Consider the following 14,741-nt stretch of genomic DNA (forward strand, 5'->3'; position numbering starts at 1 on the left):
TGGAGGACATGCCTGTTTACACGATTCCCCGGCGCCTCCACGGTAGCGGTATCCGCCGGTCCTTTCCCTATATGATGAGGGATTTGCTCATAACAAGAAAGCACGGCTCCAATGTAGTTCCTTTGCGGAAACGTAAGACAGCAATACCATGGCAATGCCTGGTACGCCTTCCAGTACATCATTTTCCTTCCCATTATAGATATCGCATTCCATTTCTTCTTCCAGCAGCTGGATGGTTTTATCGATCCAGTACTCATAGCTTTCGTGGTAGGTAATATTGCCGCTTTCTTCATACAGGGCATGGCAGCATTGGGCAATGCCGGCGGCGCCGTGATAGAAATTGGCGGAAGTAACCAGGGTAGAAGCTACGTCCCGGCGCATCATTGTTTGCATACCAATGAGGTCTGCCAGTTCACATAAACTGGCATCCCGCAATAGTTTTGCGGCCCTGTATAACAGCAGCACCATGCTGATGTCACCGGCGCACCAGCCTAACATGTTGGGAGCAGATATACCATCTGCATCGCGGTCTATTATTACCGGAAAGAAAGAGTATTCACCGCGGGAGAAATCAATATCCATTTTATGTTTCAGGATAAACCGGATACCTTCTTCCACGGTGTTGCGGATCAGATTTTTATGGCCGGACCTTTCATAAGCCTTTATCAGTACCAACAGAATCCCACATAATCCATGCGGGAGGCTGAGGTTAATTAATTGCCGCCCATTTGTTCTGGCGGGGGCATTCCTGAACCAACAACCCGAATCTTCCGTCACGGCGCTGTTGCACAATTTTTCTATCAGGATATCCAGGTATTCGTTTACTACGACAGAAGCATTGGCTTTTTCGGTAAAATAATGAATGATACCGGCAGCGCCATGTAGTAAGTCGGTGTTATCTTCTTCAATAAAATGTTCAGCGGAATAAAACAAAAAACGATCGAGTTTATCAAACTCATTGTCTACCTCAAATTTCAGGAATCCGCGCTGACTCATAAAGTTAATAGCATAGCCCAATCCGGCCCCGCCATAACTTAATGCAGCGCCATCCAGACCTGGTTTGACAGCGCTGATATTATTCAGCACCTCGTCCAGCATCACTTCAGTTCTTTGTCTGAGTCCCGGTGCAGCAGTTACAGTATAGAGATGATAATAGTAAAAGAGCTGCCCTAACTTGCCTTCCAGAAAAGTATCATTGCTGCAGGAAAAACCTTCCAGCAGCTCATTGAGTATTTCCAGTTGTCTTTTAGCTAATTGTCGCATTGCTTATATTAACTATTCTGCGACAAAGTTAACGTCCGGCGTAGCGATGCAATAGTTTTATACACCAACCGGCATATTTCAGGGACGAAAAAATCACCCCATCAGTTTATGTTTCATGAGATCGAAAAACCCGCTCTTATAGGTCTCTCCCAGCAGGATTTCTGCTTTTACATTTTTGAGGACAATCTGATTACCTTCTACAGCGGTAATTTTATTTACAGAAACAATATAGGATTTATGTACGCGGAAAAAATACTTTTTAGGCAACCGTTCTTCCAGGTCTTTCATGTTCAGCAGCGCCATGGTTTTCTGACCCGCATGATAGATCGCTACATAGTTTTTCATGCCTTCTATATATTCAATTTCTTTCAGGTTGATCTTTAACATCTTTCCCTTAAACTCCGTTTTTACAAAGATGTAGTCATCATCGATGGTTTCTTCCTGACGGGAGATCGTAACGGAAGTTGTAATCATATTCAACACCCGTTGTACCGCCCGGAAAAAGCGGGGCATAGGAATAGGTTTCAGGAGGTAATCCACCACTTCCAGGTCGAACCCTTCTGCAGCAAATTCACTATAAGCTGTAGTCATAATTACCTTTGATTTGCCCTGTATGGTTCGGGCAATATCCAAACCGGATATTTCCGGCATCTGTATGTCCAGGAATACCAGGTCTATCTTCTGCATATTCAGGATCTGCATAGCTTCTATCGGGCTCGTAGTTGATTTAACGAGATGTAGGTAAGGCGTTTGGCTGATATAGTGCACCAACACATCTATGGCATGTTGTTCGTCATCCACTACTAAACAATTGATCATAGCTTCTGGGTTTAAAAAATTATCTGCAGGTCAATTAATATTTTGGTTATAGCTGATACGTCCGGTGGGTTCCCCGGCATTACTTTTACCGACGCCCGGGTCAGGGGCCGGCGGGTGTTCCATCTCGTTCTTCTCGTAATTGATTACAAGCGATACTGCATAATACTCTTCTTCATCTTTAATATTCAGGCGGTAACGATCTTTATAGGTAGCAGACAATCGTTGTCTGATGTTGCTCATACCAATGCCATGCGATAGTTCCTTGGGGCCGTTTTTCTTTTTGTTCTGAATAGAAAAACAGAGACTGTTGTTATCTTCGGTTACCTCCAGCCTGAAAACAAGCGGATGTTCTTTCCGGGTAAGCTCTCCATGCTTGAAGGCATTTTCCACCAGGGTAATGAGCACCAGTGGAATAATACGCACCGCCCAGACATCACCGGTTATTTCAAAATCTACCTGCAGCCGGTTGCTGAAACGCAGCTGATTAATTTTGATGACATGATGCAGATGTTCTACCTCTTTTCCCAGTAATACCGTACCACTTTCATCTTCTCCGCTGCTCAGGGAATAACGCATAATTTCGCATAACGTGAGAATACCTTCTGATAATTCTTTTGAATACCCCAATGATTTGGCATAAAAAAAATTGAGGGTATTATGCAGGAAATGCGGGTTGATCTGTGCCCTTAGAAAAGCATATTCTGCTTCCAGTTTCCCCTGTTCTGCTGCCAGCTTATCAAGTTGTATCCGGCCAATCTCTTTTTCATTCAAAAATGATCGCCGGGCAAAATAGTACCCGAAGCCAAAAAAGGAGTAGATCATAAAGATCCAGAACCCTGAAATGACAAACGATTTGAGTACCAGCGGTGGAATAGCCACCGATGGCGCCAACAAAGGCGAAAGTACATCTCCGATAAAATAAAAAAACAGCAGATAAGACAGAAAGAACAACACCTCCCCAATCAGCAGCCACACAAATTTACGTGGAGATAACAGCTTGAAAAACAAGAAAGAGTTACCGTAAAAGACATAAATCCCCGGCAGTTGGGTCAGTAATATATCCAGCAGATGTATCGACTGTTTCCCCGCACTAACTTTGTTCAGTGTGCCTATCGCCATGTATACTACCCAGGCCACAACGTGTAAACAAACAAATTTATATTTTCTCCATAAGCTAATAAAAGCCATGCTTCGGGTTATTTGGCATATAAGCGAATCTTTTGCGATTAGAGTCTGGTTCGGCCTGATGGTTTTCTATTTTCTGCTGCAACCTTTATTTTTACAAATTCTACCCAATCTACAACATTATCCGGGATTTTAACATGGGGTTTGATACCAATATTATCAATTGGCTCCTCCGGCAGGCGATTGGTGCGGGAAGTAGGGTATCTTAAAATAAAATAGTTGCAAGGCATATTGGTCGTAGCTACATCTGAATAATCCACAGCTCCCATACTGTTTTTACCATAAATTGTTACTTTACTGCTTTGCCGGGCTTTCAGCAGAAATATTTCTGCACTGCTGGCGCAGTTTCTATTGATAATGACCGATACCTTCTGAGGGGTGGGCATTATTTCATTCAATACCAGCGTATCGTTTTTCCACAGGTTATACAAACTTCCTTTATGGGCTTTCAATTCTTCCAGTTCCTGTCTGAATACGGCCTTCATACTATCTGAAATATTGGGATAGTCGGTAATGGAATAGTATTCCCGGATATTATCTTCGGTAGCCAATACAGCAGCACCTTTGGTGATAATAGGATTGGTATAGATGATAGGTAACAGCTTCTCAAAGCAAAGGACAGACCCTCCTGTATTATTCCGGAGGTCAAGAATAAAATTTTTACTTCTCCGGATGATATCCATATTATTATCTATCAGGCTGTCGATCAATGGCTTTGCTTCCAACCGGAAGCTGGGCATCACCAACAGACAGGTTTGCTCATCCAACACTTTAAAGGAAGGGGTATAATACTTCACTTTTGCCGCCGAAACCGGCTGTGTACCTTCCGGATATATTTTATTCAGTATACCCGCGATCCCCACATTCATCATATGATTATTGAGGGCCAGGGGTGATTGAATGGGTACATGCTCCCGGTTGTAGAGATACAGCATCTCATACGCCCCTCTTTTTTTCCTTACCCGCGCCTTTATCTGCCCTGGCAGCCATAATACACTATCCGCCTTCAGGATCACACCAATAAACTCATCTTTCTTTACTTTATCACGCATAAAACCGATCTGTACACTCTGGAACTCATCGGTCCATATTCCTTCTATGGAATCCAGGGTACCGGGGTCCTGGTTGATGTAGGTTTTAAAATCCGGTGCTGTCATCTCCACTTTTTCAGCACCGGCAAAAATGGCTCTGATACTGTCCTTATTTAAAGCCCCATTCCTGCTAAAAGTGAGGCTCATATGCTGATCTTTAAAAAAAAGCAGCCAGGAACGGAGTAGCAGAAAACAGTCCTGCCAGCCGGTAATGGCGGCTACCTGCTGCAGGCTGTCAGTGTACTGGAGAAATCTTTTTTCCTGTTGTGGGGACACTTTATCCTGGTATCCCACATAGTTTGTTTTGACTTTGGCCACCATATGCCGAAAATTCGCTTCACATCCGCACTGCTGACTATTTCCTTTTATCCACCAGCAACATAACATTAATACAATTAGGTACTTCATAGATCCATTTTTGGGTTATCGCTTCGTCTAAGATATCTTTTTTCCGGGTATGAAAAAGTTGCTGGCCGGAGAAATTTAGTCATACAACAATGGAAAGGTTTCCGGGGGAGCTGATTATTCCTGAAAAGTCACCTCAGTATGTTTCTTCACAACGTTTGGTATTACTGACATCACAGGGAGGCCAGGAAGAGGGGCCTACCTGCGGGTCCAGCAGGCGGCGACCAACAATACTGTTTTTTTCTGCTTTATTCAGTGTTACAATGGCGATCTTGTTAAGTGTTATTCTCTTGTTGATCACTCGATCGTTTCTCTTTTTCATAAAATGACGAAGGATTAAAAGGGTTATCAATAACGCCGCTGATGGCTGCTTCCAACCTGTTGTGGTTACTGAAAGGGGTTCGGGGAGCTACTGCAAAACAGCTCACTATTGTACCTCACACCCATTGGTAACTAATGTAGTATTGGAAACAGGATCGCAAGCTGGTCTGGAGGAGGGCCCTACCTGCGGGTTCAGCAGGTGGCGACCAACAATATGGTTACTTTCCGCTTTACTCAGTGTTACAATCGCTATCCTGTTAAGTGTTATTTTCCTGCTGATCTCTTGCTCTTTTCGCTTTTTCATAAAATAACGGAGGATTAAAAGGGTTATCAATAGTGCTGTTGATTCCTGATTCCAACCTGTTGCGGTTTCATCACATCTCACTATTGTACCGCACACTCAATGGAGACCAATGTATTGGAAGATGGATCGCAAAAGGGCCTGGAAGAAGGGCCAACCTCCGGGTGTAGCAGGCGGCGACCAACAATACTGTTTCTTTCTGCTTCACTCAGTGTTACAATGGCAATCCTGTTAAGTGTTATTTTTTGGCTGATCTCTTGCTCTTTTCGCTTTTTCATAAAATAGCGAAGAATTAAAATGGTTATCAATAGCGCTGCTGATTCCTGATTCCAAACGATAGCGGTTACATCACAACTCAATACTGCATTTCACAACTATAGGTTACCAATGTTTTGGAAGTAATATCACAGGGAGGCCAGGAAGAGGCTTCCTCCTGCGGGTTCAGCCGATAGCAGCCGACAATACTGTTTTTATCTGCTTTACTCAGTGTTACAATGGCTATCCTGTTAAATGTTATTTTCTTGCTGACCACTCGCTCGTTTCGTTTCTTCATAAAATAACGAAGGGTTAAAGGGTAATAAACAGCGCTGCTGATTCTTAATTCCAAACGGTTGCGGTTACATCACACTCCGGACGGGATGACTGGGCCGGCTCAAGCTTATACACGACACCACCCTGGATGGTATTCATTTCCTGGACATTCAGCCTGGCAATCGCCAGCTTATTGAGCTTGAGTTTTTTGTCTTTCGACTGCGGTTTGCTCTTTTTCATAGAACATCAATTTTAGTGATTATAAATCAAAAATTGCATTATTTTCATTAGAAAAACGTCCGAAGGTATTGGTCGGGAAAGTCGTATCGCAGTCTGGCCGGGTTGATTCGGCTTCTACCATCCGCAGGCCACCTTTAATGGTATATAGGTCCTTGATATTAAGTGTTATAATCGTGTTTTTGTTCAGGTGCAGTTTTTTATTTTTCCATGTACGTTGGGTGATCTTTTTCACAACTAAGGATTTAGAGGGTGCTTAAAATTTAGTCCTTCCTATAAATCTATTTTCCAGCCGGTTACATCATAAGAGTCGTGGTAGTTGTTTCTCATAGCGGACGGGTTGATTGTTTTTCATTTCCTGCTATGAATTGCACACAGCCTCTTACGGCTTTACTTTCGTCCATTCTGAGTATGCTAATGGCCATTTTATTGAATGGCAGTTTTCTGCTAACAGATTTTTGGTTTTCTTTTTCATAAAAAATGAAGGCGATGAAAACCTAACCAGTAAAGTACCCGGTATAGCTATGGGTTCAGCTCTCCCTCAAAAGAAACAGAAGAAGTGATATCACATTGTGGCCGGGAAGATTGTCTTTCCATCACATCTACTCCTCCCAGGATATGCTTCTGCGCAGCTGTATTTAAGCTAATAAGTGTTTTTTTACTGAGTTGCAGTTTTTTATTAACTGACCATCCGGTTTTCTTTTTCATAAATATATTTGAAGGTGGTTAAACTTCATGCCGGCTTGCTTTGTATTTCAGCAATCTGATACCATAAAATTATCTGTTAGAAGAGGCCTGTTGAAATAAATTACACGAAACAAGCCATTAAAGGTACCAAATCAGGAGACCCTTTATCACGACTTCACAGGAAAAGCCGGCACTACCGCGGATTAGCCTACGGCTACTGCGGTACAGTATAGGTTAAGCATGACTAAAACAGTACTAGCGACCACTCAGACAAGAAGAAAAAAAGTATCCACCGTTAAAAAACGGCGGACTGTTAAAATATATAAACCATTAGCCTATTCAAGACAATAAGAAAAAACGGTCCCACTCTTCCCATCCATCATGCACATAATCTGATAATACCAGCGCAACGCCACAGGCGCCATCCAGTAAACCAAACTGCGGTCTGTAATCTCCACTGTCATACTTCAGAAAACCGCCAATTCCCCGCTCAAAAGAAGTGAGCCTCAATGTTTCGTGTATCCAGTGTTCATAACTCACCCTAAAAATTTCCATCCCTGTCCACTGGAACCACTTTTTGTAAATATGTGCCAACCCCGCACTCCCATGGCAAAAGCCCCCATCCTGAATGATAGCCGCTTTGCGGGAAGTCCGTAAGGTGGTTTGCATGGCCAGCCTGATCGCCAGATCAGACAAGGCATGATCCCGCAAAACCCTGGCGGCGTGATACAACCCCATCGCTACCACAGCATCCCCATAACACCAACCCAGCGGGGTATCGTAAGACGCGTCAAATGTTTGTCCGTTCAGTTTTACAATCGCAGGAAACACAGATAATTGCATATCCTCCGTTTTGGAACGAAACGTCAGCAGCAGGTCGGTAGCCCACCGGATTGCTTCCCGGGTGGCTGGCGGATTGTCTGCCGCTTCATAGTATTTCGAAAGAAATATCATCACAGACACAAGTCCGTGTGCCATTCCACAATTGATATACCTGGTTACCGCGCCGCTTTCCGGCGCCGGCATATATCGCATCCGGCTCGCGCCATGTCCGGTTATACTGTTCAGGTGCATCGTGATAGCCGTACCAGCTGCGATGAGCTGTTCCCGCCTCACCTGACCTGCCCGGTAGCGGTCCAGCAAATAGGCAGCCACCCCCAATGCGCCATGCAGATAATCGAGGTTGTCATGATCGATCATCCGGAAAAAAGCAGGATATACCATGCCATCCCATTGCTGGATGTAAGGATCGTAACGATTATCGGTAAATCCTTTCTCCCGGAAAAAAGAAAACAACGCCGCAATACCCGTCAGGCCATCACCGTAGGCCAGCGTACTTAACCTGCCTTTCGTTTTTCCCGCTATCTGCGTCATAATACCAGCGGCTTTTTCGCGGTATACTTCCAGCTTTTCTGTCTGGTACAGATTATAATATAGCAAAGCCAGGCCGCCACTTCCCGACATCAGGGAAACAGACATCTCACCGGCGCTGCGATTAAAAAGATCTTTTTCAAGCATGGCTACCTTCTGCCCAGCCAATTCAATTGTACTCATGTTATCAAGCGTTAATTGAATAATGCCACCTTCAGTTTGTCTGCACTATAACATCATCACAACCGAAGGAAGGCAAAGACACAGGATTCCGCCAAAGAACCCTGTGTCTGTCACTATCTGCAAAAATAATGAACGCCTTATGGCAGCAAGGGTAGGTTATGAACTGATTTTTATCAGATTGATTGGCAGCGCTCCACACTGCTGCAAAATGGGTACCGGGATAAAACAATATCTTAGTCCGGGTGCCGGGCATTACCATCCCGCACATGGTGACGGTTGGTACAACAGTTCACTATTCTTCTCTTTTGGATTGGCAACTTTTTCTTTCTATAATTTTATCATCACGCATCAATCGGGTTTTAGGTTTAATAACAGTGTTGCAGTGAAGCCTTTTAACCTGGTGTGACCGTTATAGGGCGCCCCTTCTGCAACACTGCGGCATAAATCGGTTTCATCCGGAAGAAACCTTACGTTGATTTGCCGGTATAAACATAGCATGAGTATTACATTTTGAAAAAACCATTACACCAACTTATAATTTCTAGGGACCAAACCGGTCGGAAAAGAAACGAACCGGCAAAATCGGTAGATCAAATATCCTACCCACGATCAATATTTTGTTGGATATCAATAGGTATCAACGCTGATAAGCGCCGGGGTACCCACTGCATACAGGTCACACAGGGAGTCCAGGTATGCCTGCCGCTCTGCCGCTGTCGTCCGGATAACTGCTGCAAAAAAACGATGCGCCAGAATTTCCAGGCCGGTAAAACCAAAAGTATTATCTGCCAATACTTCCATGGCATGAAAAATACCTTTCGCTACATAGTTATCTTCTTCTGAACCTACCGTGTTCACAATAAACATGGTTTTGCCTGCCAGTAATTTTTCCAATCCGGTTGCGCCATAACGGTAAGCAAAACCATAACTCAATACCCGGTCTACATACCCTTTGAGTATGCCAGGCATACCAGACCACCATATCGGATGTATCAGCGTAATCGTATCGGCCCAGGTAATATGCGCCTGCTCGGCTGCAATGTCCGGTGGCGTAACGCCCGACTTAAAAGCAACGATATCGGCAGCGGAGAGTACCGGCTGGAAATCCAGTGCATAGATATCGCGGATCCGCACTTCATGGCCCGCGGCCTCCGCTGTGGCTACTACGGTATCCAATATGGCGTGATTAAAACTCGATGGGTTGGGATGACAGTAAATAATTAAGTTCTTCATATCTTTAATTTTTGATGTTGTAAATGGTTCGTATGTTCCTTCAACAACACAAAATTCCGGTAAGATAAAAGCCCGGCATTGTAAGAAAACGAAGCCCAGGTTATCATGATTACAACGAGCATACCTTACGATCCGCCACCTGCGCTGGCTGACGCTATCAAACATTTTTACTGCATACAGTCGGATGCTGCGGCAGATAAGGAGATCGCACACCTCTCTCCCAACTTCGATATGTTGCTGGTATTCAATTTTGGCGCCCCCTTCCGGATTTCCTTCGCAGGAGAACCTCTGGCAGATAAAGTTGTACCACAGGTAGCGGTGACAGGCCCCTTGAAGCGCATGTTGAATTATGAAATATTACCCCACACGGATATCCTGGTGGTCGTCTTTCACCTGGATGGGTTCTACCGGCTCTTTGGCACTTCGCCGGACGATGCCGACAGTGAAAAAATAACAGATCCGGATACCCTGTTGCAACAAGCCGCTTGTCATGATTTATGGATTACCTTGAAAAGCACGGCACGGTTACCAGACAGAGTACAGTTGCTGGGAAATTATATTCAATCCGTGATCCGTCCCGGCGACCCTGCCGGCAATCCGCTGCTGGACAGCATTGCCTATTTCGACAACCCGCTGATACAACCGGTAAAGGCCATTGCCCTGGATACGAAACTATCAGCAAGAACAATACAGGTCAGATTCAAAAAATATGTCGGCTACAACCCTAAATCATTGCTGCGTTTTATCCGGTTTAAGCAGGTACTGCAACGGTTACAGGAGCAGCCCCATACTGATACAGACTGGTATGACATCATTCACGACTTCGGGTATCATGATCAAAGCCATCTGATCAAAGATTTCCAGTATTTCCTCGGTACAACTCCCCAGCATTTCGTAACACAGATCCGGGCAAACGGGTTCTGTATCAGCCAGCCTGGCAAATACTATTAAACGCAAAAGCACCTGTTTTCCGAAGAAAACAAGTGCCGTTACACTTACGTATCATAGCAGCACACCGCTATTGCTGTGTGCAATCTATCATCAGCGTATTACCGGGTCTGGTATTGTCGTAACAACAAATACACTCTTGCTGTGGTGACATTTTAGAAGGGATGGTATACGGCCGGTTCACGGTTTCCTGCACACCGCCTACCAGTGCATGCTGCACGGCGACACTGAGGTTAGCTACAGGTTCCTTTCTCAGAAATAATTTTCTGGTGAGTGATAATTTTTCTTTTTTCATAATAGATTTTAAGAATGATGATGAAAACCATGTTTGCCGAAGCCTCATCATGATGCATCCGGCAACAAGCTTTTTTCCGGATAAATTATCCGGTACCGCAGGGAATACACCATACTTCCGGTACGCTGTTCTTATGCAGGAGCATCTCCTGACAGCAGGATTTCCTCCGCCCCCATGCGGTTTGTTCACTGTTCCAAAGCAGTATTAAAAGTGATGTGCAAACGGATCATAACAATCAGGTAAGATGAGACACCAGGCGTTATTTTTTCACATATACCTGACCGTTATACACTCACAGCGGATCAGGCGGCAGGCTAAGGCAACACATACAGAACTCATGCCCCTGGGCCGTTACCCAGGTGGGGGTATGATTTTTAGTACAGCCCATAGATGCCGGCGGGAAACCACCGTTTATCTGTGCGGCATCGTCATTCAGCGCCACCAGCACATCCCGGTGCAGGAATAATTTTTTCCCCAGTTGAATGGTTTTCTTTTTCATATGATACATTTTTTTGGTAAGACATCCTGCCCGATCCTTATCAGGCGCAGCATAAACACTCCCTGACGGGTATCTGAGCAGAAATAGTTTCCGACATATTCATACTGGGCGGGCAAAAACAGACAGTCTGGATATTTGCTGTTCCTGAAACAGGGACGAAACCACCGGCCAGTGCAGCCTGATCGTTGCTGCTGAGGGCTGCTATTACGGATCTGTTCAGAAAAAGCTTTTTGCTTAAAGCGATTTTTTGCTGCTTCATAGCGGAGAAAATTGAAGTATGGAATAATGGTTCAGTGCCCCTTCCAACGGGACACATCAGTCGCCAGCGGGCATGATAAGCATAGCAGGGAAAATACTTTCTTCGGATAGCCGGCCCTGTTATGTATGTATTACAGGTTATTGATGTGTTGATGTTAACGGCGGCCAGACAGTACTGACCAACGATTTGAAATTACCAGATTCAGGAAGATATCCTCAGAATAATTCAGGAAAGGTAGTTTTTCTTTCACGAACGGCATATATACTTTTCCTGATAGGGAATAATTTTTCCCTGCCTGAATCTTTTTTCCCTTATTGCCCACCCCATGATGAAGTCAGACATTTGCTGCATCAAAAACGCGTACTGCTACAGCGGTGATAACCCGGGAAGCCGGCTGATAACAAACGACTGCGTTATTTTTTTTCATTTTTAACATTACTACATCATGACTGCAAATCATAAAAATACTACAGGCGTTACCGTTATAGGCCTGGGTCCCATGGGACAAGCCATCACCCGTTCTTTATTACAAAAAGGTATATCCGTTACCGTATGGAACCGTACCGCCTCCAAAGCAGATGACCTGGTAGCTGCCGGCGCCCTGCGTGCTGCTACGGTAGCCGATGCCCTGCAAGCCAACGAACTGGTGCTGCTCAGCTTAACACACTATCAGGCGATGTATGATATCCTGCAACCCGCAGCACAGGCACTGGCAGGCAAGGTATTGGTAAACCTCAGCTCCGACACCCCGGAAAAAGCCCGGGAAGCTGCTGTATGGGCCGCCGCAAACGGTGCGCAGTTTCTGGCTGGCGGTATTATGGTAACCCCGCAACAGGTAGGCCATCCTGGTTCCTTTGCCTTTTTCAGCGGACCACAGGAGTTATTTGAAGCACACCAACCGATCTTGTCTATCATCGGCGATACCGATTATCGTGGCAGTGATCCCGGCCTGGCACCACTCTATTATCAGGCATTGCTGGATATCATGTTTACCAGCGTAGCCGGTATCATGCATGGTATGGCGCTCATTAAATCGGCCAACATTCCGGCAGCCACCTTTGCCCCTTATGTAGATAATTTCCTCGTATTCCTGCGACAGCTGGTATCAGATTTACAGATGGCACAGGAAGCAGATAAAGGCAGCTACGATGGCTCCCACAACAATATGCTGATGATGACAGCAGGCATACACCACATCACCGATGCCAGCGCGGATGCCGGGGTCAACACCTCTCTCCCCGCCGCAGTGAAGGATATTTTTGACCGTACCGTTGCCAAAGGTCATGGTAAAGACGGCCTGGCAAGCATTTTTGAAGTGCTGCGACAAAAGGACTAATAATTACTGCCGGCGCCTTACGTAACAAGGGAGCAGGTAACAGCGGATAGCCGTCGCTGTTACCTGCTCCCTTGTTTTTTTTATAATTCTTAATGTCAGTTCTTAATTTAATCTATTAGTTTTGTAGACTAATAAACATACACCAAATCCATGCTGCACAAAAAATCAATCGACTCGCTGATTGCGGAAAGCGATGGCGATCAACCAAAGCAACTCAAGCGCACTTTAAGCAGTTTTAACCTGATCATGCTGGGCATTGGCGCCATTGTAGGCGCAGGTATCTTTTCTATGACGGGCATTGTAGCCGCAGAAAATGCCGGGCCGGCCGTTACCCTATCTTTCGTATTGGCAGGAGTAGCTTGCGCATTCTGTGCCCTGTGCTATGCAGAACTGGCATCCATGATACCTGTGGCAGGATCGGCCTATACCTATGCGTATGCTACCATGGGAGAATTTATGGCCTGGATTATCGGCTGGGATCTGGTACTGGAATATGCCCTGGCTTCGGCCACCGTGGCTGTCAGCTGGTCCAGCTATGTCATTAAATTACTGGCCCGCTTCCATATAAACCTCTCTCCTGCCCTCACCATCTCGCCGTTTCAAACCATTCAACTCCCCGATGGACAGGTATTACACGGCATTGTTAACCTCCCCGCTATTTTTATTGTAGTGGTATTATCGCTGATACTGGTACGCGGCACCAAACAATCTGCCACCATGAACAATGTATTGGTAGCCCTGAAGATTGCGGTGGTACTGGTATTTATTGCGCTAGGCTGGTCGCATATCAACCCTGCCAACTATACCCCTTATATTCCTGATAACACCGGCACTTTCGGGTCATTCGGTATCTCTGGTATTACCCGGGGTGCGGCAATCGTTTTTTTCGGCTTCATTGGTTTTGATGCCGTATCTACCGCTGCACAGGAAGCCGTTAATCCGAAGAAAGGCATGCCGGTCGGCATTATCGGCTCCTTGCTGATATGTACGTTATTGTATGTATTGTTTTCTCATGTTATGACCGGACTGGTGAATTATAAAGATTTCGCCGGAGATGCCAGCCCTGCTGCCACTGCTTTTGCCGTTACCGGTTATCACTTCCTGCAGGACGGGCTGATCGTAGCCATCCTGGCGGGTTATACCTCGGTAATACTGGTGATGCTCATGGGGCAGTCGCGTGTTTTTTATACCATGTCCAATGATGGTTTATTGCCGCGCTTCTTTTCTTCCGTACATCCAACATTCCGTACGCCCTGGAAAACCACCCTTTTCTTTATGGTATTTGTTGGGCTGCTGGCGGGCTTTGTACCGATTTCCGACCTGGGACATATGGTCAGCATCGGTACCTTGTTTGCCTTTATACTCGTATCTGTAGGTGTAGTTGTATTACGATATACCAGTCCGGATATACCCCGGCCGTTTAAAACACCAGGAGTTCCTGTTATCCCGGCATTGGGTATTCTGGTATGTCTGTACCTGATGTCAGGCCTGCCACTGGCCAGCTGGGGACGATTGTTTATCTGGATGGCTGCCGGCGTGATTATTTATTTCGCCTACAGCAGACATCATAGCAAGATACGTGGGGCGGCAAAAAAATAATAATACAACTAATTAGTCCATTAATTTTGTGGACTAATTAGTTTATCCTAATTTTGCTTTTCAAACGTATACCAAAACAACATTATGCCAAACCAACTATTCAAACCATGCATGCATTACACGGCGTCCCCAACACGCTTTACCAGTGTAAATAATTCCTGTTGCTGTAGCCGCCACT

Annotated in this window: 19 protein-coding genes; 3 read left to right on the forward strand and 16 right to left on the reverse strand. The window is 45.3% G+C overall.

All coding sequences use genetic code 11. The features are described from left to right. Nucleotides 1-87: 87 nt before the first annotated feature. The 13 genes from OL444_RS26995 to OL444_RS27055 form a co-directional block, all read right to left on the reverse strand. On the reverse strand, nt 88-1,263 hold the full coding sequence (locus OL444_RS26995) for a lanthionine synthetase C family protein (protein ID WP_264728250.1): 1,176 nt from the start codon (nt 1,261-1,263) through the stop codon (nt 88-90). Nucleotides 1,264-1,356: 93 nt separating this feature from the next. Then, nucleotides 1,357-2,082: a LytR/AlgR family response regulator transcription factor gene (locus tag OL444_RS27000; protein WP_264728248.1), complete on the reverse strand. Its 726-nt coding sequence runs from the start codon at nt 2,080-2,082 to the stop codon at nt 1,357-1,359. Nucleotides 2,083-2,112: 30 nt separating this feature from the next. Then, nucleotides 2,113-3,270 carry a sensor histidine kinase gene (locus OL444_RS27005; protein WP_264728245.1) on the reverse strand — a complete coding sequence of 386 codons (1,158 nt, stop codon included), beginning with the start codon at nt 3,268-3,270 and terminating at the stop codon, nt 2,113-2,115. Nucleotides 3,271-3,308: 38 nt separating this feature from the next. Continuing rightward, nucleotides 3,309-4,766 carry a S41 family peptidase gene (locus tag OL444_RS27010; protein WP_264728243.1) on the reverse strand — a complete coding sequence of 486 codons (1,458 nt, stop codon included), beginning with the start codon at nt 4,764-4,766 and terminating at the stop codon, nt 3,309-3,311. A 133-nt stretch (nt 4,767-4,899) separates the two neighbouring features. Continuing rightward, complete coding sequence (locus OL444_RS27015) at nt 4,900-5,085, reverse strand: class I lanthipeptide (protein WP_264728241.1); 186 nt, start codon at nt 5,083-5,085, stop codon at nt 4,900-4,902. Nucleotides 5,086-5,190: 105 nt separating this feature from the next. Continuing rightward, nucleotides 5,191-5,388, reverse strand: coding sequence for a hypothetical protein (locus OL444_RS27020; protein WP_264728239.1), 198 nt, complete (start codon nt 5,386-5,388; stop codon nt 5,191-5,193). A gap of 80 nt (nt 5,389-5,468) precedes the next feature. After that, the gene (locus OL444_RS27025) at nt 5,469-5,663 is read right to left on the reverse strand and encodes a hypothetical protein (RefSeq protein WP_264728237.1); all 195 of its coding nucleotides are present in this window, start codon (nt 5,661-5,663) and stop codon (nt 5,469-5,471) included. A 77-nt stretch (nt 5,664-5,740) separates the two neighbouring features. Then, nucleotides 5,741-5,938, reverse strand: coding sequence for a hypothetical protein (locus tag OL444_RS27030; RefSeq protein WP_264728235.1), 198 nt, complete (start codon nt 5,936-5,938; stop codon nt 5,741-5,743). A gap of 44 nt (nt 5,939-5,982) precedes the next feature. Continuing rightward, nucleotides 5,983-6,156 (reverse strand): class I lanthipeptide, encoded by a 174-nt coding sequence (locus tag OL444_RS27035; RefSeq protein WP_264728233.1) that lies wholly within the window; start codon nt 6,154-6,156, stop codon nt 5,983-5,985. Nucleotides 6,157-6,175: 19 nt separating this feature from the next. Next, nucleotides 6,176-6,388 (reverse strand): hypothetical protein, encoded by a 213-nt coding sequence (locus OL444_RS27040; RefSeq protein WP_264728231.1) that lies wholly within the window; start codon nt 6,386-6,388, stop codon nt 6,176-6,178. Nucleotides 6,389-6,675: 287 nt separating this feature from the next. After that, nucleotides 6,676-6,861 (reverse strand): class I lanthipeptide, encoded by a 186-nt coding sequence (locus OL444_RS27045; protein WP_264728230.1) that lies wholly within the window; start codon nt 6,859-6,861, stop codon nt 6,676-6,678. A gap of 318 nt (nt 6,862-7,179) precedes the next feature. Then, on the reverse strand, nt 7,180-8,394 hold the full coding sequence (locus tag OL444_RS27050; RefSeq protein WP_264728228.1) for a lanthionine synthetase LanC family protein: 1,215 nt from the start codon (nt 8,392-8,394) through the stop codon (nt 7,180-7,182). Between the two features lie 627 nt (nt 8,395-9,021). Continuing rightward, entirely contained in the window at nt 9,022-9,627 is a 606-nt protein-coding gene (locus tag OL444_RS27055; RefSeq protein ID WP_264728226.1) for an NAD(P)H-dependent oxidoreductase, read from the reverse strand. A gap of 105 nt (nt 9,628-9,732) precedes the next feature. Here OL444_RS27055 and OL444_RS27060 point away from each other — a divergent pair, with 105 nt between their 5' ends. Beyond that, nucleotides 9,733-10,578 carry a helix-turn-helix domain-containing protein gene (locus OL444_RS27060; protein ID WP_264728224.1) on the forward strand — a complete coding sequence of 282 codons (846 nt, stop codon included), beginning with the start codon at nt 9,733-9,735 and terminating at the stop codon, nt 10,576-10,578. A gap of 67 nt (nt 10,579-10,645) precedes the next feature. Here OL444_RS27060 and OL444_RS27065 read toward each other — a convergent pair whose 3' ends face one another. The 3 genes from OL444_RS27065 to OL444_RS32060 form a co-directional block, all read right to left on the reverse strand. Continuing rightward, nucleotides 10,646-10,870, reverse strand: coding sequence for a class I lanthipeptide (locus OL444_RS27065; RefSeq protein WP_264728223.1), 225 nt, complete (start codon nt 10,868-10,870; stop codon nt 10,646-10,648). A 292-nt stretch (nt 10,871-11,162) separates the two neighbouring features. Further along, a complete protein-coding gene (locus OL444_RS27070) occupies nt 11,163-11,369 on the reverse strand; it encodes a class I lanthipeptide (protein WP_264728222.1) in 207 nt (68 codons plus the stop codon). A gap of 40 nt (nt 11,370-11,409) precedes the next feature. Beyond that, nucleotides 11,410-11,685, reverse strand: a complete 276-nt coding sequence (locus OL444_RS32060) for a class I lanthipeptide (protein ID WP_371879033.1) — start codon at nt 11,683-11,685, stop codon at nt 11,410-11,412. Between the two features lie 388 nt (nt 11,686-12,073). On the opposite strand from OL444_RS32060, the gene OL444_RS27075 reads away from it, so the two are divergent. Together OL444_RS27075 and OL444_RS27080 are read left to right on the forward strand one after the other, a co-directional pair. Beyond that, nucleotides 12,074-12,964, forward strand: a complete 891-nt coding sequence (locus OL444_RS27075) for an NAD(P)-dependent oxidoreductase (RefSeq protein ID WP_264728221.1) — start codon at nt 12,074-12,076, stop codon at nt 12,962-12,964. 150 nt (nt 12,965-13,114) lie between these two features. Beyond that, the gene (locus OL444_RS27080; RefSeq protein ID WP_264728220.1) at nt 13,115-14,563 is read left to right on the forward strand and encodes an amino acid permease; all 1,449 of its coding nucleotides are present in this window, start codon (nt 13,115-13,117) and stop codon (nt 14,561-14,563) included. The last annotated feature ends 178 nt before the right edge of the window (nt 14,564-14,741 follow it).

Source organism: Chitinophaga nivalis, from assembly GCF_025989125.1.
Taxonomy (GTDB): domain Bacteria; phylum Bacteroidota; class Bacteroidia; order Chitinophagales; family Chitinophagaceae; genus Chitinophaga; species Chitinophaga nivalis.